This is a genomic window from Rhizobium tumorigenes, from assembly GCF_003240565.2.
GTDB classification, from domain to species: domain Bacteria; phylum Pseudomonadota; class Alphaproteobacteria; order Rhizobiales; family Rhizobiaceae; genus Rhizobium; species Rhizobium tumorigenes.
On the sequence record NZ_CP117255.1, the window covers coordinates 1,883,756 to 1,905,265 of the forward strand.

Annotated in this window: 19 protein-coding genes; 11 read left to right on the forward strand and 8 right to left on the reverse strand. The window is 61.5% G+C overall.

Translation table 11 applies throughout. The features are described 5' to 3' along the window. The first annotated feature begins 1 nt into the window (after window position 1). On the forward strand, window positions 2-1,144 hold the full coding sequence (locus tag PR017_RS09320; protein WP_111222835.1) for a lytic transglycosylase domain-containing protein: 1,143 nt from the start codon (window positions 2-4) through the stop codon (window positions 1,142-1,144). An 8-nt stretch (window positions 1,145-1,152) separates the two neighbouring features. Here the strand turns inward: PR017_RS09320 and PR017_RS09325 are convergent, their stop codons facing one another. Next, window positions 1,153-2,532, reverse strand: coding sequence for a serine hydrolase domain-containing protein (locus PR017_RS09325; RefSeq protein ID WP_111222834.1), 1,380 nt, complete (start codon window positions 2,530-2,532; stop codon window positions 1,153-1,155). 174 nt (window positions 2,533-2,706) lie between these two features. On the opposite strand from PR017_RS09325, the gene PR017_RS09330 reads away from it, so the two are divergent. The 6 genes from PR017_RS09330 to PR017_RS09355 all read left to right on the forward strand — a co-directional run bounded on the left by PR017_RS09330 (window position 2,707) and on the right by PR017_RS09355 (window position 8,743). Next, window positions 2,707-3,954: a BtaA family protein gene (locus PR017_RS09330; RefSeq protein ID WP_111222833.1), complete on the forward strand. Its 1,248-nt coding sequence runs from the start codon at window positions 2,707-2,709 to the stop codon at window positions 3,952-3,954. Next, window positions 3,951-4,625: a class I SAM-dependent methyltransferase gene (locus PR017_RS09335; protein ID WP_111222832.1), complete on the forward strand. Its 675-nt coding sequence runs from the start codon at window positions 3,951-3,953 to the stop codon at window positions 4,623-4,625. The genes PR017_RS09330 and PR017_RS09335 overlap by 4 nt, the downstream gene beginning before the upstream one ends. Before the next feature lie 135 nt (window positions 4,626-4,760). Then, window positions 4,761-5,552 carry a glycoside hydrolase family 25 protein gene (locus PR017_RS09340; RefSeq protein WP_111222831.1) on the forward strand — a complete coding sequence of 264 codons (792 nt, stop codon included), beginning with the start codon at window positions 4,761-4,763 and terminating at the stop codon, window positions 5,550-5,552. Window positions 5,553-5,630: 78 nt separating this feature from the next. Continuing rightward, window positions 5,631-6,860: a lytic murein transglycosylase gene (locus PR017_RS09345; protein ID WP_111222830.1), complete on the forward strand. Its 1,230-nt coding sequence runs from the start codon at window positions 5,631-5,633 to the stop codon at window positions 6,858-6,860. Between the two features lie 224 nt (window positions 6,861-7,084). Next, complete coding sequence (locus tag PR017_RS09350; RefSeq protein WP_161959394.1) at window positions 7,085-7,675, forward strand: AAA family ATPase; 591 nt, start codon at window positions 7,085-7,087, stop codon at window positions 7,673-7,675. A 147-nt stretch (window positions 7,676-7,822) separates the two neighbouring features. Then, complete coding sequence (locus PR017_RS09355; RefSeq protein ID WP_111222828.1) at window positions 7,823-8,743, forward strand: DMT family transporter; 921 nt, start codon at window positions 7,823-7,825, stop codon at window positions 8,741-8,743. Between the two features lie 373 nt (window positions 8,744-9,116). On the opposite strand, the gene metF is transcribed toward PR017_RS09355, so the two are convergent. From metF to PR017_RS09375, 4 genes are all read right to left on the reverse strand, one after another. Then, the gene (metF, locus tag PR017_RS09360; RefSeq protein ID WP_111222827.1) at window positions 9,117-10,022 is read right to left on the reverse strand and encodes a methylenetetrahydrofolate reductase [NAD(P)H]; all 906 of its coding nucleotides are present in this window, start codon (window positions 10,020-10,022) and stop codon (window positions 9,117-9,119) included. A gap of 1 nt (window position 10,023) precedes the next feature. Further along, window positions 10,024-11,049: an ArsR/SmtB family transcription factor gene (locus PR017_RS09365; protein ID WP_111222826.1), complete on the reverse strand. Its 1,026-nt coding sequence runs from the start codon at window positions 11,047-11,049 to the stop codon at window positions 10,024-10,026. Between the two features lie 178 nt (window positions 11,050-11,227). After that, window positions 11,228-12,877 (reverse strand): energy-dependent translational throttle protein EttA, encoded by a 1,650-nt coding sequence (gene ettA, locus PR017_RS09370; RefSeq protein ID WP_111222825.1) that lies wholly within the window; start codon window positions 12,875-12,877, stop codon window positions 11,228-11,230. Between the two features lie 200 nt (window positions 12,878-13,077). Next, window positions 13,078-13,827 (reverse strand): ribonuclease T2 family protein, encoded by a 750-nt coding sequence (locus PR017_RS09375; RefSeq protein ID WP_111223017.1) that lies wholly within the window; start codon window positions 13,825-13,827, stop codon window positions 13,078-13,080. A 167-nt stretch (window positions 13,828-13,994) separates the two neighbouring features. Between PR017_RS09375 and PR017_RS09380 the strand changes: the two genes are divergently transcribed. Genes PR017_RS09380 through PR017_RS09395 form a run of 4 tightly spaced genes read left to right on the forward strand, consistent with a single transcriptional unit; the run spans window position 13,995 to window position 18,772 of the window. Further along, complete coding sequence (locus PR017_RS09380; protein WP_111222824.1) at window positions 13,995-14,927, forward strand: alpha/beta fold hydrolase; 933 nt, start codon at window positions 13,995-13,997, stop codon at window positions 14,925-14,927. Between the two features lie 16 nt (window positions 14,928-14,943). Then, complete coding sequence (locus PR017_RS09385) at window positions 14,944-15,903, forward strand: DMT family transporter (RefSeq protein WP_111222823.1); 960 nt, start codon at window positions 14,944-14,946, stop codon at window positions 15,901-15,903. Window positions 15,904-15,920: 17 nt separating this feature from the next. Continuing rightward, window positions 15,921-17,123 carry a succinate--glutarate CoA-transferase gene (gene caiB / locus PR017_RS09390; protein WP_111222822.1) on the forward strand — a complete coding sequence of 401 codons (1,203 nt, stop codon included), beginning with the start codon at window positions 15,921-15,923 and terminating at the stop codon, window positions 17,121-17,123. Beyond that, a complete protein-coding gene (locus tag PR017_RS09395; RefSeq protein WP_111222821.1) occupies window positions 17,120-18,772 on the forward strand; it encodes a thiamine pyrophosphate-binding protein in 1,653 nt (550 codons plus the stop codon). The genes caiB and PR017_RS09395 overlap by 4 nt, the downstream gene beginning before the upstream one ends. A 45-nt stretch (window positions 18,773-18,817) precedes the next feature. On the opposite strand, the gene PR017_RS09400 is transcribed toward PR017_RS09395, so the two are convergent. The 3 genes from PR017_RS09400 to PR017_RS09410 all read right to left on the reverse strand — a co-directional run bounded on the left by PR017_RS09400 (window position 18,818) and on the right by PR017_RS09410 (window position 21,501). Beyond that, entirely contained in the window at window positions 18,818-20,542 is a 1,725-nt protein-coding gene (locus PR017_RS09400; protein WP_111222820.1) for a peptidoglycan D,D-transpeptidase FtsI family protein, read from the reverse strand. A 193-nt stretch (window positions 20,543-20,735) separates the two neighbouring features. Then, entirely contained in the window at window positions 20,736-21,080 is a 345-nt protein-coding gene (locus PR017_RS09405; protein ID WP_111223016.1) for a RidA family protein, read from the reverse strand. Window positions 21,081-21,162: 82 nt separating this feature from the next. Next, window positions 21,163-21,501, reverse strand: coding sequence for a protein tyrosine phosphatase family protein (locus PR017_RS09410; RefSeq protein ID WP_111222819.1), 339 nt, complete (start codon window positions 21,499-21,501; stop codon window positions 21,163-21,165). Window positions 21,502-21,510: the final 9 nt, after the last annotated feature.

The following is a 21,510-nucleotide window of genomic DNA, read 5'->3' on the forward strand; positions in this document are numbered from 1 at the left end:
CATGATAGCCAGCGGATTTACGAGCCTGAAGCGCAGCGTCGCCGTCTCGGCAATCCTTTGCGGTGGCCTCGCGGGTTGTGCCAGCACCCAGCAGCAGACAGCCCAGGCCGATCTCTCTCATACGACGACGAACGTCCCCCACCCGACATCGACGGCACAAGTTTCCACAACTGCAACGCCCGGCTCCACGACGGCGATTGTGTCGCAGGCCCAGCCACAGGCGACAGCGACCCTTTCAAAATCCGGCCGCCTGCCAGGGACCGAGACAGCCATAGTGACGGGCCCACGCCTTCCGGCTGCCCAGGCCTCGAATATGCAGGACCGCATGGGGCAACCTGTCGGAAAATCCGGCAAGGGCAGCGAAGCGCAGGTCGCGATTGCCTCGGTCACCGGTGATCCGTCGGCAAATACCTCGGCGTCAGCCGCCTATGCATCTTCGGACGATATGCTGGTTCCTTCGGTCGTTGCCATTCCCACACCAAATCCTTCCCGCCCCGGCGATCTCACGCAGACCCCGGCCTCGGGCTCGGCGCTGGTCGAAAGCGGCAACGCAATCCCGATGACGCCGGAAATGGTGGCGATCCAGGCCGTCGTGCCGACACCGCGCCCGGGCGAGGCCAGCCCCTTCACCGCAACCCAGGTTGCCTATGCCGCCCCCTCTCAGGCTGCAAACCTCACCTACGCTGACAACCGTCTTCATTACGACTTCAACTTCGACACGACAGGCCCAAGCATCGTGCCCGCCGTTCTGGAAGAGAGAAGCGATGACAATGTGTCCTCCGAGGAAAAAGGCCACATCACCACGCTGATCGAGAAATATGCGAAACTCTACCAGGTGCCTGCAGCACTGATCCACCGCGTCGTGCACCGCGAAAGCCGTTACGACCCGAAGGCTTTCAACAATCGCGGCTATTTCGGCCTGATGCAGATCAAGTACAACACGGCAAAATCCATGGGCTACGACGGCCCCGCCTCCGGCCTGTTCGATGCCGAGACCAACATCAAGTATGCCGCAAAGTATCTGCGCGGTGCATGGATGGTGGCCGACAACAAGCTCGACACCGCAGTCGCCCTTTACGCGCGCGGCTATTACTACGATGCCAAGAACAAGGGCATGACCAACGTCGCCAACGGCAACTACTGAGGTTCCCGTCAGGTTTTTACAGTTTTGAGCGCATCGACGATCTTTTGCACAAGAATCTGAGGCCGGTAGTTCAATTCGTCCGGAGTAAGTCCGAGGCGAACGACAACGATATTGGCCGACGGCACGATCGCAACGCTCTGCCCGTCATGACCAACCAGCCAGAACGTATCCAGCGGCAATCCGAAATGCCGGCTTCCACCGCCCGGGGCTGACAACCACGCCTGGCCTTGGGTGAATATCCCGTTGGATGCTTTCGTCGGCGTCCGCATCGCGCCCACGAAGCCCTCCGGTAGCAACCGCTGCCCATGCCAGACGCCATCCTGAAGCAGGAATTGCCCAAACCGCGCCCAGTCCCTGGCCGTCGCGTAGAGATAGGATCCGCCGACAAGGGTGCCGTGCTCGTCCGCCTCCAGCACGGCGCTCGACATGCCGAGCGGGGCAAACAGGGCATCGTGGGGGTAGTCCCGGGCCGCATGCTGATTGTCGAACCTGTTCATCCAGATCCGCGACAGCAGCACCGCAGTCCCCGTGGAGTAATGAAATTCCTGCTTTGGAGGAGAGACCTGCGGCGCACTTGCAGCCATCGCCGCCATGTCCGGCTCCAGGAAGAGCATCCGCGTCACATCGGTGACCGAGCCATAGGATTCGTTGAAGGCAAGGCCGCTTTCCATCGCCAGGAGGTTTGCCACCGTGATCTTCGATCGGCCGTCGCCGTGCCATTCCGGAAGCAGGTCGGCATCATCGAAGGACATCCGCCGCGCCTGCATGAGGCGCCCGATAATCGCTGAATTGACAGTCTTGGTCATCGACCAGCCGAGCAGCGGCATGCCGGCATCGAAGCCTTTGCCATAGCTTTCGGCTACCAGCCTGCCATCCTTGATGACCACGATCGCCCGCATCCCGGGCCCGCCAACGGCAGGATCCTTGATCATATCAGCGATAGCCGCATTGGGTTCGCCGGCTGCGTTATCGCCGTCCGGCCAGTCGGCATCCCGTCCCGTCACGACCGGAACGCGAGGCATCGACAAATGTGCGGCCATCTTCATGTCCCCGTCGGGCACGCTGGCGCAACCGAGCGGCCCGCGATAGACGGCGAAATTGGGAGCAAACAGGCCGAGCATCCGGGCAGAGACGACGCCCTCGTCTCGGGAAATAGAGAGGCGAACAAGCCTCAGCGCCGGATTGCCGGGCGCCTGCACGTCTTCGGAGAGGATAGCCTGGGGATCCCGGCCCGAAATGAAGACGCCGGAGCAAACTATCTTGGCGGCATAGCCATCGGCTACCCTCAGCAGATCGGGTGGTGCGACTGCGAGCCAGGCGGCGGCACCTGCCACGCCCGCCATTGTGGCCCCCGCCAATACCAGCCCGATCTTCGCTCTCAAACGCATCGCACGTCTCCGCCAGTTCGGTGACGAAACAAGCAGCAAAGTCGGCAGCGATCAAGAGGTGACCCATCAATAGACCGAGAGGGCCCTGTTGGCTGCGGCCCCGCCGCGCCGGCCTGTCACGCGGCTGTAGCACTGCCGCGTTACATGCGCCGAACCGCAACGGGGTGACGAATCATGACGGAATTCGCTTCGGACAGCAGCTTCCCGAAGAACAGGAAGATCAAGGACGCGCTCCTCCAGCACAAGGCGCTGTCAAAGGCCGGCTTTTCCGAGCGCCTGTTCGGCCTTCTGTTTTCCGGCCTCGTCTATCCGCAGATCTGGGAAGACCCGGATGTCGACATGGAGGCAATGGAACTCCGTCCGCACCACCGCATCGTCACAATCGGCTCCGGCGGCTGCAACATGCTCGCCTACCTCTCGCAGAACCCCGCCTCCATCGACGTCGTCGATCTCAATCCGCACCATATCGCGCTGAACAGGCTGAAGCTCGCAGCATTCCGGCTGTTGCCTGGCCACAGCGATGTCGTCCGCTTCTTCGGCACGCCGGATGTCGGCGTCAACAGCCAGGCATTCGACCGCTTCATCGCCCCCGGCCTCGATGAGGCGACCAGCGCCTACTGGAACGGCCGCGACATGCTCGGCCGTCGCCGTGCCACGGTGTTCAACCGCAACATCTACCGCACCGGCTTGCTTGGCCGCTTCATCGGCGCCGCCCATCTGCTCGGCCGCCTGCACGGCGTCAAGTTTGCAAAGCTGACGCAAGCCCGCACCCTGGAGGAACAGCGCCAGTTCTTCGATACCGAGATTTCGCCGGTCTTCGAGCGGCGGATGGTGCGCTGGTTGCTCGGTCGCAAGAGCTCGCTGTTCGGCCTCGGAATTCCTCCGCAGCAATACGACGAACTGGCAAGCCTTGCCGGCGACGGCTCCATCGCTGCGGTCCTGAAGTACCGGCTGGAAAAGCTCATCTGCCATTTCCCGATGAGCGAAAACTATTTCGCCTGGCAGGCCTTCGCCCGTCGCTATCCCGAAGCCGACAAGGGGCCCCTGCCGACCTACCTCAGACCGGAACACTTTGCAGCGATCCGGGCCAATGCAGAGCGCGTCACCGTCCATCATCTGAACTTCACCGAGTTGCTCGCCACCAAGCAGGCAGCGTCGATGGATCGCTATGTGCTTCTCGACGCGCAGGACTGGATGAACGATGCCCAGCTCAACGAACTCTGGGCCGAAATCAGCCGCACGGCGGCAACGGGCGCCCGGGTCATTTTCCGCACGGCCGCCGAGAAAAGCATCATCGAGGGGCGCCTCTCGCCTGCCATCCGCGACCAGTGGGAATATGTCGAGGAGAGGTCGCACGCCCTCAACGCCCGGGACCGCTCGGCCATCTATGGCGGCTTCCACATCTACGGTAAAAAGCCATGAGCCGCGTCGAGGCCGGCCCGGAGCCTGAAGTCGGCGGCCATGCCGGCCTCATGGACGGCATGTACCGCTATCAGCGGCACATCTACGACGTGACCCGCAAATACTACCTGTTCGGCCGCGACCGCACGATCAACCACCTCAACATGCCCTTCGGCGGCTCGCTGCTGGAAGTCGGCTGCGGCACCGGCCGCAACCTGCTCTACGCCCACCGCCGCTTCCCGTCCGCCCGGCTCTTCGGCCTCGATATCTCACAGGAGATGCTGATATCGGCCCGGGCAAGCTTTCGCCGAATATCGCCGATGCCGGATTTCAAGGTTGCCGATGCGACCAACTTCACGGCGCAGGAATTCGGCACCGAGGGTTTCGACCGGATCATGATCTCCTATGCGCTGTCGATGATCCCCGACTGGAAAGCCGCCATCGACGCCGCAATCGATGCCCTGAACCCCGGCGGTGAACTGCATATCGTCGACTTCGGCCAGCAGCAGCGCCTGCCCGGCTGGTTCCGCAAGGGGCTGCAATCGTGGCTGCGAAGCTTCCATGTGACACCCCGCGCAGACCTTCAGTCCGTGCTGGAAGAACGCTGCATCAGGCTTGGCGCCAGGCTTTCCACTGAAGATATCGGTCGAGGCTATGCGATACGGGCAGTTATTGTGACGCCACGCACATAATTAGCTTGAAGATAACGCATTTTTTACGTTGATATGATGAAAACGGCTTTAGTGCCTTTTCCGCCACGGCTGCGATTCGTCGGCTGAAAACTTGAACTTGGGCAGAATAACACCTCACCTGGATACGGGACGCCCATGCGCCGGCTTTTGTTATGTTTACTGCCGTTGGTCCTGCTGCTGAGCGGCTGCAATTCGAGCTATGACTTCATGGAGACGAAGTCGATCCCGAAATCCCGCTTCCGCGATACCAAGCCGCAGGATTTCGGCGCCGATCACCCGCAGCTGCGCCCCATCCACGGCATCGACATTTCCAAATGGCAGGGCGACATCGACTGGCGGACAGTCAAGTTGTCCGGCGTAGCCTTCGCCTTCATCAAGGCGACCGAAGGCAAGGATATCATCGACACCAAGTTCCAGGAATATTCGAGCGAGGCCCGCGCTGCCGGCATTCCGAGCGCCCCATACCATTTCTACTATTTCTGCTCTTCCGCCGACGAGCAGGCTGACTGGTTCATCCGCAACGTGCCGAAATCGGCCATGGTGCTGCCGCCGGTGCTCGATGTCGAATGGAACGCGGAATCCAAAACCTGTCGCCTGCGCCCCGATGCCGTTACCGTGCGGGCGCAACTGCAGCGCTTCATGGACCGTCTCGAGGCCTATTATCACATGCGGCCGATCATCTACACGTCTGTCGATTTTCACCGCGACAACCTCGTCGGCTACTTCAAGGAATACCACTTCTGGGTCCGCTCGGTCGCCAAGCATCCAGGCGTCACCTATGCGGATCGCCGCTGGGCCTTCTGGCAATATACTTCGACCGGTGTGATCCCGGGCATCAAGGGGCCGACGGACATCAACGTCTTTGCCGGCAACGAAAAGAACTGGCGGAACTGGGTCGAGGCGGTGACCAAGCTCAAGAATTCTTGAAGTCGGGGCCATTTCGTACTTGCATCGCAGCGCATGTTCTGTGAAAGCGACCTCATCCGTAAGCAACGAGGACCGCCCATGGACCGCTTCAACGCTCGACGCACTGCACTCGCGATGATCTTCGCATCAACAATGGCAGGTGCTGCCGCGGCCCAGACGAGCGCCCCGGCCCCGCAGAACCCGACACCGGCAGCCGCCTGCGGCGGTGACCTTTCCACATTTCTCGAAGGCGTCAAGGCCGATGCGATCAAGGCAGGCGTAACGCCGGAAGCCGCTGAAAAGACGGTCGCCGGCGCCCAGATCGACCCCAAGGTCCTAGCCCGCGACCGCGCCCAGGGCGTGTTCAAGCAGACCTTCCTCGAATTCTCGCAGCGCACCGTCAGCCAGGCGCGCCTCGACATCGGCCGCAAGAAGATGACGCAGTACGTCGACGTCTTCGCGCGCGCCGAAAAAGAACATGGCGTGCCGGCCGGCGTCATCACGGCCTTCTGGGCCATGGAAACCGACTTTGGCGCCGTGCAGGGCGATTTCAATACCCGCAACGCTCTCGTCACGCTCGCCCATGACTGCCGCCGTCCGGACCGCTTCCGCGAACAGCTGATCGCGCTCAGTGAACTCGTCCAGCGCAACGATGTCGAACCGGCAACGACCCAGGGCGCCTGGGCCGGCGAGATCGGCCAGACGCAGCTGCTGCCGAAGACCATCATCGCTTACGGCGAGGATGGCGATGGCGATGGCCTGGTAAAATTGCGCGAGAGCGCCCCGGACGTCATCCTGACGACTGCCAATTTCCTGCAGTCGCTGGGCTTTCAGCGCGGCCAGCCCTGGCTCCAGGAAGTGACGCTTCCGGCAACGCTTCCATACGAAAAATCCGGCATCGGTGGCACAATGACCGCCGCCGACTGGTTCGCCCTCGGTGTCAAGCCACGCGACGGCAACACCTCCTTCGGCAATCTGGTCTCTGCGCTGATCTTGCCGCAGGGCCGCTTCGGCCCGGCCTTCCTCACCTACCCCAATTTCAACGTCTATCTCGCATGGAACCAGTCGTTCATCTACACGACGTCGGCCGCCTATCTCGCGACCCGCTTCGCAGGCGCCCCGACCTATAACAAGGGCACGCCCGAGAAGGGCCTGAGCGACACCGACATGCGCGCGCTTCAGACCAAGCTCAAGGCGCACGGCTACGACGTCGGCGAGATCGACGGCATCCTTGGCTCCGGCACCCGTATCGCCATCCAGAAAGAACAGTTCCGCTTGGGCCTCCCTGCAGACGGCTGGGCCACGGAAGCGCTGCTGAACGCGCTCTGAGGACGCAGACTGCTGAGGAATACGGGGGCGGCTCTGAAGGTCGCCCTTGGGAATGACTGTCGCATCAATGCGCGAGTGCCCACATATCAAGTTTCAGCAGCCTTCGCCTTGGCGCCGTCAGAGGGTTGATAGTCCGACTTCGTCCCGGACCGGCGACTGCACGGCATCGAAAAGATCCGGCACAAAGCTCACCGCTTCGATTTTAACTGTTGAAACAGGAACGCATGGGCATTTTGATTTCCGGCAGTTCCAACGTAGGCAAGACGACATTCGCGACACGCCTGGCTCGCCTGCTTGGATGTGACACGATTTCAACGGACAGCCTCGCCCGTCATCCCGGGCGACCTTGGCCGGAGGTACGGCCGCCTGTCGCTGAATACTATTCACGGCTTTCCGATGAGACCATCTATTGGTTTCTAAGGGTTCATCACGAAAACATGTGGCCGGCCATACGGCAGCAGATTGACGCCAGGGTCCATGGTCGAGCGCCTTTTATAATTGAAGGCTCTGCGCTTCGCCCCGAGTTTATAGCTCCGATTGTCTCTAACGAGATATCTCCTGTCTTCCTGTATGCTGACAACGACGTCCTTAGGGAAAGAATGCGATCCGAGGCCGAATATACCCAACGCGATCAAGCTAGACGCGCCATCATCGACAAATTCATAGACCGATCCCTGCGCGACAATTCGGAAATGCACCTCGCCGCTCGCAGCCATGCCATCCCGGTCGTGGACACCTCTGATGCCGTCGCAGTATCCAGTCTATGTGAAGAGCGCGTGCAGCGGGAGCTGAGTGCAAATTCACGACAATCCTGAGGTTCCCAATAAGGTGGGGGATCGTTTTGTACCCCCTCACCGCCCCTTCAACTCCACTCCGACAACAGCCCTTGCACGGAAAGCGGGAATCGGGTGGATGCGGGGGTGGGAGCTGCGATTGTGTTGCTTTGGACTGGGGGAGCCGGGATGGAAGCTGACAATCGCATGAATGCGCTGACCTGGGGGCTGCTTGTGCTCCTCAGCCTGATCTGGGGCGGGTCTTTCTTCTTTGCGCGTATCGCTGTGCACGATGTACCGCCGTTCACGCTGGTCTTCCTGCGGCTGATCCTGGCTGCCGTGGCTCTGCATCTCTATATCGGTGGCCGATACGGTATCTACGGCCTGCTGCGCAGCCACTGGCGGCAATTCTTGCTGCTCGGGCTCATCAACAACGCCATCCCCCACGCCATGATCTTTCTCGGCGAGACCGAGATTGGCGCCGGCCTTGCCTCGGTGCTGAACGCCACGACGCCGATCTGGACGGTCATCGTCGCCCACTACGCGACGCAGGACGAGAGACCCGGTCGTGCGAAGATCATCGGCTGCTTCGTCGGGCTGATAGGCACCGTGGTGCTGGTGGGGCCGGGAGCGCTGGATGCCGCAGGTGCGCCGCTCTGGGCGCTGCTGTTGCCCATCGTCGCTGCCATGTCCTATGGCCTTGCCGGCGTCTATTCCAAGCGCTTCAAAGGCATCCCCGCGCCTGTGACCGCCGCCGGCCAGCTGACCGGCTCGTCGCTGATCATGCTGCCGGTTTCGCTGCTGGTCGATCAACCCTGGACGCTCGCCATGCCGCCGTTGCAGACGATTGCTGCTATTGTCGCGCTCGCCCTGCTGTCGACCGCCTTCGCCTATATCCTCTATTTCCGCATCATGACGCTTGCCGGCGCCACCAACACGTCGTTGGTCACCTTGCTGGTTCCACCGAGCGCCATCCTCCTGGGCTTCGTCTTTCTGGGCGAACGGCTGGGCGCAACACAGATCGCCGGCATGCTGCTGATTGGTCTCGGACTTGTCATCCTCGACGGACGGCTTTTTTCGCGGAGGGCACCCTCGACGCCAAAGACCTGAGCCAAGGGATGGCGTTAATCTGACGTTAGCATTCGTAAAGAATACACGATTATTTTGACGTTTAGAATCAACGGTTAACGACAAAACATTGGCGAATCTCGCACAGCGCGCTGCGGTGCAGTATGGAAATCGCTTTCAGGCGACATATTTGTGACATAGGCTTTAAGGGTTAACGGAGGAGGCAGACCATGGGACTGACGCAATCCATCAACGTCCTTCTGATCAGTGCAGCATTTATGTTCGTCGTGACGATGCTATTCATCTGAGACGCCGTTCGCGGCGATCCGCGACCGGAAATGCAGGCTTCTCTTAGCTTAACATACGGGTTTGAATTGAGCGCCGGTCCTGAAAAGGCCGGCGCTTTTTTCGTCGTTCAAGCAGCAGCGCCGGCCGCCTCTACAATTTTGGTGCGCTTGAAACCCAGCCGGTCGAGCACAGCGCCGACCAGGGGAGCGCGGTTCATCGTGTAGAGATGAAATTCACGGTGGCCCCGGCGCACGAGATCCTCGATCTGCTCTGAAGCGACATCGGCCGCAACCTTGGCCCGCTCTTCCGGCTTGTCGTCGAGCCCGGCAAAGCGGTCGTCCAGATAGGACGGGATACTGGTGCCGCACATGCCGGCGAAGCGCTTCAGCTGTGTCAGGTTCTGGATCGGCATGATGCCCGGCAGCACGGGAATGGCGATACCGGCCGCCCGTACCCTCTCCATGTAGGTCTCGAAGACGTCGTTGTCGAAAAAGAACTGGGTCAGCGCACGGTCGGCGCCGTTGTCGGCCTTGCGCTTCAGCATGTCGATATCGGCAGCCGTGTCGCGGCTCTCAGGGTGCTTCTCCGGATAGGCAGACACCGAGATCTCGAAATCGCCGATATCCCGCAAGCCCGCCACCAGCGCTGCGGCATTCTCGTAGCCGCCGGGATGTGGCTGGTAAGCGGTGCCCATTCCGCCCGGTGGATCGCCGCGAAGGGCAACGAAGTGCCTGACGCCGGCCGCCCGAAGCTCATCGACGACCCGGTGCGTGTCTTCGCGCGTGGCGCTGACGCAGGTCAGGTGCGACGCGGTCGGCAGCGGTGTCTCGGCAATCATCCTGCGCACGGTATTCAGGGTCGGTGCCTTGGTCGAGCCGCCGGCCCCGTAGGTGACGGAGACAAATTCGGGCTGCCATTCCGTCAGCTCAGTGATGGCGGCCCAAAGCTGGCCTTCCATATCGGGCGTCTTCGGCGGAAAGAACTCGAAGGAGATGCTGAGGTCGCTGCGCCCCGTATCTGGTGTCGAAGTCATGTCAGGCCCTCTTTTCTGCGCTTAAGGTTGGTTGACGGCTTTCACTGCTGGCGATCAGCAGCCGCGGATCGCGCGCTACCCAGATCGTCACTGTCAGATCCTCGCCACTTTGCTTTCCGGAATGAAGGTCCCTGACCTCCTCCAGCTCCAGCCCGGCCTTCTTCAACCACTCCTCCATCGTCGCGTGGCTGAAGCCGAGGCGAAGATGGGCGTGGTCGTCGCGCAGGTATTCCAGCGCGTGGGGGGCGAGATCGACGATCACCAGCCGGCCGCCCGGCCGCAGCATGCGCGCAGCCTCGCCGATCGCCAGTTCCGGCTGGTAGAGAAAATGCAGTACCTGGTGAATGGTGATCAGGTCAAAATCCTGCGCCTCGAGCGGCAGGTTGAAGATATCCCCGTGCCGCACCGAGGCGGTGGTGATATTCGCCTTGTCGAGATTGGCGCGCGCGACCGCCAGCATGTCGCGGCTGGCATCGACGCCGATGGCGCGGCGGTAGACGCCAGACAGCAGCTGCAGCATCCGCCCCGTTCCCGTGCCGAGATCGAGAAACGTGTCGATCGGCCGGGTGCCGATCAGTTGTTTAAGAGCAGCGTCAACATCCTCGTCGGCCACATGCAGGCGGCGCAGCTCATCCCATTCGGCAGCGTTGTGGCTGAAATAGGCTTGAGCGCGTTCAGCGCGGACATGCTTCACCGAACCGAGACGTTCGCTGTCGCGCAGCAGGACAGGGTCGCTGTCGTCGGCGTGACGCAGCAGCGTGCGGGCGAGATGCACCGCAGCACCATCCTGCTTGAGGCGGAAATAGGCCCAGGCGCCTTCCTGGTAGCGATCGATCAGGCCCGCCTCGCCCAGAAGCTTCAGATGGCGGGAAATACGCGGTTGGGATTGGCCGAGGATTTCGGTGAGGTCGGTGACCGTCAAATCGCCGGCGGCCAGCAGCGCCAGCAGCCGGAGCCGCGTCGGCTCGCCGGCCGCCTTCAGGACATCGACCAGCCCTTCGAGACCAAATTTAACAAGATCCACCATACACGCACCCAATCAAGACATAAACATATCTTTATGTAATTGGGGGCCATGGCGCAAGTGGGAAATGGAAGGTCGCTACTGTCTGATACAGAGCCAGCGACCCGGCATTTCAGGTCGCAAATGAAAACCCCCGCAGCTGCGGGGGATCTCGGATTGGTAAAGTGCTCGCCCCTAGCGATCAGCGCGTCAGGCGCTTGTAGGCCTGGCTGCTCGGGTTCAACGCATCGGCACCGAGGCGGCGGATCTTGTCCTGCTCGTAGTCCTCGAAGTTGCCTTCGAACCATTCGACATGGCTGTCACCCTCGAAGGCGAGGATGTGGGTCGCCAGCCGGTCGAGGAACATGCGATCATGGCTGATGATGATGGCGCAGCCGGCGAAGGATTCCAGCGCGCTTTCCAGCGCACCGAGCGTTTCGGTATCGAGGTCGTTGGTCGGTTCGTCGAGGAGCAGCACGTTGCCGCCAGCCTTCAGCATCTTAGCAAGATGCACCCGGTTGCGCTGGCCGCCGGAGAGGTTACCGACCTTCTGCTGCTGGTCACCGCCCTTAAAGTTGAACGCACCACAATAAGCTCTTGAGTTCATGTCGAACTTGCCAAGCTTGATGATTTCGGCGCCGCCCGAGATTTCTTCCCAGACGGTCTTCGAGCCATCCAACGCATCGCGGCTCTGGTCGACATAGCCGAGTTGCACGGTGTCGCCGATGCGGATGCTGCCGGCATCGGGCTTTTCCTGGCCGGTGATCATCTTGAACAGCGTCGTCTTGCCGGCGCCGTTCGGGCCGATGATGCCGACGATGCCGCCGGGCGGCAGCTTGATCGAGAGATCCTTGATCAAAAGTTCGTCGCCAAACCCCTTGGAGATATTCTCCATCTCGATGACAACTTGGCCGAGACGCTCGCTGACCGGGATGATGATCTGCGCGTCGCCGGGACGCTGCTTCTCGGCGGCATCGACCAGCTGTTCGTAGGACTTGATACGGGCCTTGGATTTTGCCTGGCGGGCCTTCGGGCTGGAGGCGATCCATTCCTGTTCGCGCGAGATCGCCTTCTGGCGTCCTGCCTCTTCGCGGTTTTCCTGCTGCATGCGCTTGGCTTTGGCAAGCAGGTAGGCCGAGTAGTTGCCTTCGTACGGAATGCCGCGGCCACGGTCGAGCTCGAGGATCCAGCCGGTGACGTTGTCGAGGAAGTAGCGATCGTGGGTGATCATCATCACAGCGCCGGGATAGGCGCGCAGGTGCTTTTCGAGCCAGGCGATGGTCTCGGCATCGAGATGGTTGGTCGGTTCGTCGAGCAGCAGCAGGTCCGGCTGCGACAGTAGCAATCGGCAGAGCGCAACGCGACGGCGCTCACCGCCCGACAGGCTGGTGACTTCCGATTCCGGCGGCGGGCAACGGAGCGCATCCATCGCCATTTCGACCTGGCTTTCGAGGTCCCAGAGGTTCTGGCTGTCGATGATGTCCTGCAGCTTCGAGCCTTCTTCGGCCGTCTCGTCGGAGTAGTTCATCATCAGTTCGTTGTAGCGCTCAAGCACGGCCGTCTTCTTGGCAACGCCTTCCATGACGTTCTCGCGCACCGTCTTGGTCTCGTCGAGATGCGGTTCCTGCTCGAGGTAGCCAAGGGTCGCGCCTTCGGCGAGCCATGCTTCCCCGGTGAATTCCTTGTCCAGGCCGGCAATGATCTTCAGCACCGTCGACTTACCGGCGCCGTTCGGGCCGAGGATACCGATCTTGGCATCGGGGTAGAACGACAGGTTGACGTTCTCGAGGATTTTCTTGGCGCCGTAAGACTTGTTGAGTCCCGACATGTGATAGATGAATTGACGTGCCATTGCTGGGCTTCTCCTAGGCGCAAGAGATCTGGGTTTGAGCCGCTATGTAAGGGAAACCACGCCGCGCGGCAACGCCGAAACCGGCCTTGCGCCGCATTTGTCGACCATCGGGGTGACGCAATCAGCCAAACCGCCGACGTCCAAGCGTGACCCGCCGCTGACGATACCCATCGGACAACGCCGCCGCGCAGTCAGAAATCCTAGCGGCCGACGGCCTGTACCAGACCTTCGTTGCAGCCGAATGCGGTACTGCCGGCGCCCTGGATCAGCTTGCCCAGCCTCGGACCACTCTCGCCGGGCGATACCGCATCCTGCGACAAGCCGATGGTGAGCTCGGAAATCACCCGGGCGCTGCCGTTGCCGCGGCAGCTCATCTTGACGCGGTCACTGGCACCCTCGCCAAAACTTTTGTCGAACGCGGCCTTGATGCGTTCGGCATCCAGCGTCTTGCCGACGTTCGCCGCAAACAGCGCGCCCACGGCAGATGCGTTCAATTCATCGATCAAAGATACGGCAGTGCCGAAATATGCGTCTGCTGAGAGTTTCGTGCAGGTTCCATGCTTCAGCCACTCATGGCGCTCGAGGCCAGACTGCGTGCCCGGCATTGCCTTGTCGAGAGCGGCCTTGGTCGCCGCCGACAGTTCGACGGCAGGCAAGCTGTCCCAGCCATGGCTCCGGTCGGCCTGTTGCAGCGCATCCGGCACACCGCAATAGTTCTGCCGCATCGGCCAGAGCCCGTGCAGCGACAGGTGGGTGGCATCGAAGCCGTTGGCTTTCTCACCCCGGCACTCGGCTTTCTCGGCATTGGTAGCGCAGAATGCCGGCTCCCAGCTGGCCGCGAGGATAAACCTGGTCTGTCCATCGCGTGCTTCTGCCGGAAGGGAGAGGCTACCCAGCAAAACCGGCAGCAAGGCGAAGGCCGCCAGAAGCCTCAATGAAACAACCCGCATGACGACCACCCCCCAGGAACAATGAGAGAACAAGTAAGCAGATCGCACCGGCCCTCGCAAGCTGTAAATTCCACACCGCCACGTCATCATTATCCTGTGCGCCTCCCCGAAGTTGCATTGCAAAGTTCCAGCCATTGCTTTCAGGTGCGGCGATGCGAGGAGATCCCATGTTCCAAGAGATAAGACGGCACCAGAGCTTGACGGGCGCGACACTTGCCTACCGTCATCAGCCCGCATCGGGCACGCCGCGCGGCATCCTTCTCGTGCTGCACGGGCTTGCCGAGCATTCCGGCCGCTACGGTCGCTTTGCCGAGGCGATGGCGGACAACGGTTATCACGTCTACGCGCACGACCACCGTGGCCATGGCCGCACCAAGGCGCCGGATGCGCCGCTTGGCCAGTTCGCCCGCCGCGATGGCGTAGCGTGCGTCATCGCGGACGTCATGGCCATGAGATCGCTTGCGTCAGCGGCCCACCCCGGCCTGCCTGTCGTCCTCTTCGGTCATTCCATGGGCGGACTGATCAGCCTTTCCGCCGCCATCGCCCATCCCGCAGACTTCGATGCCGTCGCAGTGTGGAACTCCAACTTTCATCCCGGCCTCGCCGGGCGGGCTGGACAGTTGATCCTCGGCATCGAGCGCATGCTCAAAGGCTCGGATGTCCCGAGCGCCCTGCTACCGCGACTGACCTTCGGCGCCTGGGGGCAGTCCATCCCCGATCACCGGACGCTGTTCGACTGGTTGTCGACCGATCCGGCCGAGGTCGATGCATATATCGCCGACCCGCTCTCCGGCTTCGATGCCTGTGTATCGCTCTGGCGCGACCTGCTCGCCATGAGTTTTGCCGCACCGAAACGACGCCACCTCGCCCGGCTACGTCCCACCCTCCCAATCCATCTGGTGGCGGGCGCGCAGGATCCGGCGACGGATTACGGTGAAGCCGTAACCTGGCTGGCAAACCGTTTGAAAGGATTCGGCTTTTCGAATATCACAACGGAAATCTATAGCGAAATGCGGCACGAGACCCTGCATGAGGTCGATGCCAACAGGGCTACGGCGAACTTTGCCGCGTGGTGCGAACGCGTCTTGCCAAAGCCCTGACGCCGGAGGAATGCAGATGCAAAGCCCCAGCCATACGCTCAGCCGGCGCCATTCGTCGGAAATGACGATGGGCCTGACCCTGATGTTCGTGTCGGTCATGCTGTCGCCGATCGTCGACATCTTTTCCAAACTGGCGGCTGTCACTATCCCGCCGGTCGAGGTCACGGCGGCACGCTTTCTTTTTCAATGCCTGTTCGCGCTGCCGATGATCGTCTGGAAACGCAGTTGGGTGCCTGGCACTTGGCGGCAGAGAAGAATTCACGCCCTGCGTGGCGGCCTGCTGGTGTTGTCGATGATCACCTTCGTGACGACGTTGCAAGTGATGGAGGTTGCCGATGCCATCGCCATCTTCTTCGTCCAGCCGATCATCCTCACGGTACTCAGCAGCGTCTTCCTCAAGGAAACGGTGGGGTGGCGGCGTTACGCGGCCTGCGTCGTCGGCTTTTGCGGCGCCTTGCTGATCATCCAGCCCAGCTTCCAGCAGCTCGGCTTCGTTGCATTGCTCCCCGTTGTTACCGCGCTCTGCGGCTCGATCTTCGTGCTTTTGACGCGCGTTCTGGCCCATAGCGAACCGGCATCGTCGATGCAGCTGAACACCGGCCTCTGGGGACTGCTGTTCTCAGTGATCCTGCTGGCAATCGGCAGCCTCACCGGTAATGCCATCCTGTCGCCTGTCATGCCGGACGCCACGGCCGCACTCCATCTCCTCGGCGTCGGCGTGACGGCAGCCGTCTGCGGGATGCTGACACTTTATGCATATCGCGCCGTCCGGGCATCGACGCTCGCACCGCTGCAGTATTTCGAGATCATTTCGGCGACGATCTTCGGCTGGCTGGTGTTCGACAATTTCCCGAACATGCTGAAATGGGTCGGCATTCTCATCATCATCTGCTCCGGTCTCTACATCCTGTGGCGCGAGCGGCGGCTTGCATCCAAGCCGGTATCCGATACATCTCAATCGCTCCGCGCACCCTGATCGAAGATCTGCAAAACATGACCAACCGACCGATAAAAAAGCCACCGCTCGCAGGCATCCGCGTCATCGAACTCGCGCGCGTGCTGGCTGGACCTTGGGCAGGCCAGATGCTGGCCGATCTCGGTGCCGATGTCATCAAGGTAGAAAACCCGGATGGCGGCGACGACACGCGCCAATGGGGACCTCCGTTTGTCGAGGATGCGGAGGGCGCAAATCTCTCCGCCGCCTATTACCACTCGGCCAATCGCGGCAAGCGTTCCATCGTCGCCGATCTGCGCACGGACGAGGGCCAAGATCTGGTTCGCCGGCTGGCCATGACGGCAGACGTGCTGATCGAGAATTTCAAGCTCGGCGGCCTCGTCAAATACGGCCTAGACTACGAGAGCCTGCACAAGCTCAATCCGAAATTGGTCTATTGCTCAATCACCGGCTTTGGCCAGACCGGTCCCTATGCCAATCTCGCCGGCTACGACTACATCGTCCAGGGCATGTCCGGCTTCATGTCGATCACCGGCGAGACAGACGGCCAGCCGATGAAGGCCGGCGTCGCCATCGCCGACATTTTCACTGGGATCTACGCTGTCTCGGCAATCGAGGCGGCCCTGATCCATGCCCTCAAATCCGGTGAAGGGCAACTGGTCGACATGGCGCTGCTCGACGTCCAGGCGGCCGTGCTGGCGAACCAGAACATGAACTACCTGATATCAGGCAAGGCGCCGGAGCGGCTGGGCAATGCTCATCCCAACATCTCTCCCTATGAGGTGGTGCCCGTCGCCGATGGCTTCCTGATCCTCGCCATTGGCAACGATGGCCAGTTCCGCCGTCTTTGCGGCCTGCTCGGTATCGAGGCTATAGCCGGCAACGAGCGCTTCGCCACCAACAAGGCCCGCGTCGCCAACCGCATGGAAGTTCGTCAGCTCGTCTCGACCGAGACGCTGAAATGGACCAAGGCCGCCCTGCTGCAGCGCTGTGAGCAGAATGGCGTGCCGGCTGGTCCCATCAATACCATCGAGGAAATGTTTGCCGACCCCCAGGTGGTGGCGCGTGGCCTGCGCATCGATCTCGACGACGCAGCCGGCAACGCCATTCCCGGCGTTCGCACCCCGGTCATTCTCTCGGAAACACCCCTACGCTACGAACGGCCGAGCCCGAGGCTCGGCGAACATCAGGACGAGGTGCTGGCGGAACTCGCTGCGCTCGAAGGAAAGGCAAGATCATGAAACGCACAGGCGGCCAGCTCATCGTCGAGGCTTTGAAAGCCAATGGCGTCAAGCGCATCTCCTGCGTTCCCGGCGAAAGCTTCCTGGCCGTGCTCGACGCGCTGCATGACAGCGACATCGACGTTCTCGTCTGCCGCCAGGAAGGCGGTGCTTCAATGATGGCCGATGCCTGGGGCCGGCTGACCGGCGAACCCGGCATCTGCATGGTGACACGCGGCCCGGGCGCTACGAATGCTTCTGCCGGCCTCCATATCGCCCGCCAGGATTCCATCCCGATGATCCTCTTCATCGGCCAGGTGCAGCGCGATGCCCGCGAACGCGAGGCATTTCAGGAAGTCGAATATCGCCGCGCCTTCACCGAGTTCGCCAAGTGGGTCGGCGAGATCGACGATGCCGCCCGCATTCCAGAATTCGTCACCCGCGCCTTTGCCATCGCCACATCCGGACGCCCTGGCCCCGTCGTGTTGAGCCTGCCGGAAGACATGCTGCGCGACCTCGTCGAGGCGCCCGAGGCAAAGCCCTACATGCCGGTGGCGAGCCATCCCGGTAAAAGCCAGATCGACGATCTCCAGCGCCGGCTGATGGCGGCCGAGCGGCCGATGGTCATCGTCGGCGGCACGCGCTGGAACGACGAAGCGGTGGCATCGCTCCGCACGTTCGCCGAACGCTTCCAGCTACCGGTCGGCTGCTCGTTCCGCCGGCAGATGCTGTTCGACAATCTTCATCCCTGCTATGCAGGCGATGTCGGCATCGGCATCAACCCGGCGCTCGGCAAGGAGATCAGGGAGGCCGACCTTCTCATCCTGGTAGGCGGTCGTTTCTCCGAAATGCCGTCCTCCGGCTATACGCTGATGGATATCCCCTACCCGGCGCAGACGCTGGTCCACATCCATCCCGATCCGTCGGAACTCGGGCGCGTTTACCGGCCGGATCTTGCCATCTGCGCCAGCCCTGCCGATTTCGTCTCCGCTCTGGCGGATCTTCCCGCGCCGGCAACGCCCGTCTGGGCAGAGCGCACCGCCCGGATGCATGCCGCCTACCGCACATGGTCCAAAACCCCTGAAACCAGCCCAGGCGATGTCCACATGGGCCGGATCATGGACTGGATCGAGGCGAACACGGCAGCCGATACCATTTTCACCAATGGTGCCGGCAACTATGCGACCTGGCTGCATCGCTTCCATCGCTTCCGCCAGTTCAACACCCAGGCAGCCCCGGCATCCGGTTCGATGGGCTACGGCCTTCCGGCGGCGGTGGCTGCGAAGGCATTGTATCCGGAGCGTGAAGTCATCTGCTTTGCAGGCGACGGCTGCTTCATGATGCACGGACAGGAATTTGCGACGGCGGTGCAACACGGCCTGCCGATCATCACGCTGGTGATCAACAACGGCATGTACGGCACGATCCGCATGCACCAGGAACGCGACTATCCCGGCCGTGTCAGCGGCACGAAGCTCACCAATCCCGACTTCGCGGCCTTCGCCCGCGCCTATGGTGGCCATGGCGAGACGGTGAAGACGACGGCAGAGTTTGCACCCGCCATCGAGCGCGCACGGGCAAGCGGCAAGCCCGCGATCATCGAGATCGTACTCGACCCGCAGGCAATCACGCCAACGCGGACGCTCAACGAGATTGCCGGCCTGAAGTAGCAGGGGGCGGCCTGCCGCCGGGCCGCCTCTTTGGAACAAGTTAGATCAGTAGGATGCCAGTACGGCGCTGCCAAAATTCGGTTGCACACCCAAAAGCGGTGCCGCTCTGGTGATAATATCGCGAACCATCGGCGCGGCATTGTTGGTGGCGAAGGTCAGCCCCTTTTCACCCGTGCGCGGCTCGTCGCAGAAGCTGAAAACCACGTATCGCGGATTGTCGATCGGGAATGCCCCCAGAAAGTCGTTAAAGCTGAGCACATGCGAGTACTTGCCGTTGATGACCTTGTTAGCGGTACCTGTCTTTCCGCCGACATGGTAGCCCGGCACGTCGGCGCTCTTGCCGGAACCCTGCTCGCCGTTGAGCTTGAAAAGCGCCCGCAGCGTGTCGCTGGTGCTGGGCTTCACGACAACCTTGGCAACGGCGTCCGCCTCCGCCTGTGTGCGCGGCAGGAAAGTCGGCTCGATTAGCCAACCGCCATCCATCAAGGCAGCGCCGGCAACGGCCGTCTGTAGCGGCGTCGTAGCCACGCCATGACCGAACGCGACGGTAATGGAGTTGATCTTCTTCCAGACTTTCGGCTGGCTCGGCATCTTCACTTCAGGAAGCTCGGTCTGCATCTTCGACAACAGTCCTAGTCGTGCAAGATACGCCCTCTGTGCGTCCATTCCGACAATTTCGATCATGCGTGCAGTGCCGATATTCGAAGAATACCGAAAGATCTCGGGAACCGTCAGCCAGCGACGGGGCACGTCGCGGTCGTCGTGGATCGTGAAGCCGGCGACATGCAGAGACTGGGAGGCATCGAATGTATCGGTCAGCTTGACGCTGCCAGTGTCCATCGCCATGGCCATCGAGAAGGTCTTGAAGGTCGACCCCATTTCGTTGGTACCGTTCGTCATCCGATTGAGCCAACCATCGGCGCCATTGGCATTCGGTGCGTTTGGGTCGAAGTCCGGTGCCGACGCCATAGCCAGCACTTCGCCCGTCTTGATGTCGAGAATGACCGCGCCGGCCGATTTGCTCTGGTACTTCGTCAATGCATCCACGACGACATCATGAACTATGTTCTGGGCGCGGATATCGATCGACAGCTTCACCGGTTCAAGCGGTTCGCTGCTCGCAAGACCCGCCGACGTCAGGTCGGAAAGGCCCTGGTTATCGAGATATTTCTCCATGCCGGCAACGCCATGATTGTCGATATCGACATAGCCGAGCACATGCGCAGCGGTGCTGCCGCCGGGATAGAAGCGGCGGACTTCCGGGCGGAAGCCGATGGCGGGAAGTCCGAGGGCGAGGATCTCGCCCTGCTGCTTCGGTGTCAGCTGACGCTCCAGCCAGACGAAATGCGACCGCTTGTCGGACAGCTTGCGGTAGGTCGATTTCCTGTCGAGATTGGGAAAGATTTTCGTCAGCTTTTCGATGGTGTCGTCGACATCGACCATCTTGATCGGCTCGGCATACATCGAGAATGTCCGGATGTCGGTTGCCAGCAGCGCGCCGTTGCGATCCTCGATATCGGGACGCGAGGCCATGGCCGGACCTGCCGGAATGTTCGTCGTGTCCGCCTGCGGCTGCATGCCGAGGAAAATCAGCTTTCCGAACACCACGCAGTAGACGACGCAGAGAGTACCCGCCAGGATGCCGAGCCGAGACTTGCTCTGCCGCGACTTGCGGACATTGCCCTTTTTGGAATCCTTGCCGCGGGGGGCGCCAAGACTAAGCCTTATCAGGCGGTCGCTGCGAAGCGTAAGGGCGTGGATAAGAGACATCGTCCAACTTTTTAACAGGCACGGATGCGGTTGAAGACGGCAACCTTATAATCAGATTAACTTAGCGTTAAGGATATTAAGAAACCGTAAAGCCGGAGGCACCGCTGCCCTCACGGTTCCGTTACATTGGCCTATCCGCAAAAAAGCCGGCGAGGATAAGGCACCCGCCGGCTTTCTTTGTACAGGACGAAGATCAGCCGATTGCGGCTGTGACCGTGAACTCAACCTTGTATTTCGGCGCGGCAAGCTTTGCTTCGCTCGTGGCGCGGGCCGGCGTGTTGGCCGGGTCGACCCAGGCTTCCCAGGCAGCGTTCATCTCGGCGAAATAGGACATGTCCGAGAGATAGATCAGCGTCTGCAGGATCTTGGACTTGTCGGTGCCGGCAGCCGCCAGCAGGCGGTCGACTTCGGCCAGCGCGTATTTGCACTGTTCGGTAACAGTTTCGCCTTCGCCGACCTGGCCAGCGAGATAGACGGTGTTGCCGTGGACGACTGCGCCGCTCATGCGGGCGCCGGGGTCGATGCGCTTGATGCTCATGTGGTTCTCCTGATGGTAGTCGAATTCTATGGTCACGATGCCGCAGGGCGCGGCACCGGCAGGCATGTCCGCAGGGTGCGGATTACATGCGCATATGTTTGGTCTTTTCGTAGATCGCCGTCGAGCGCGCGCCGGAGCGGCAGTAGCCGAGCATCGGCCGCGGAAACTCGTCCAGCGCATCCATCATGCTGCTGACCGCCTCCTCGGTGACGCCCATCGGGCCGACCGGCACATGCGCGACGATGAAGCCAAGTTCCTCGGCGCGCGTCGCGATATCGTCGAACAACGGCTGATCCGGGCCTTCATGGTCTGGACGATGGCAGACGATCGACTCAAAGCCCATCGCCTTGATCTCGTCGAGATCGTCGACGGAGATCTGACCTGTGACCGAGTATTCGTCGTCGATCTTGCGGATATCCATGGCACATTC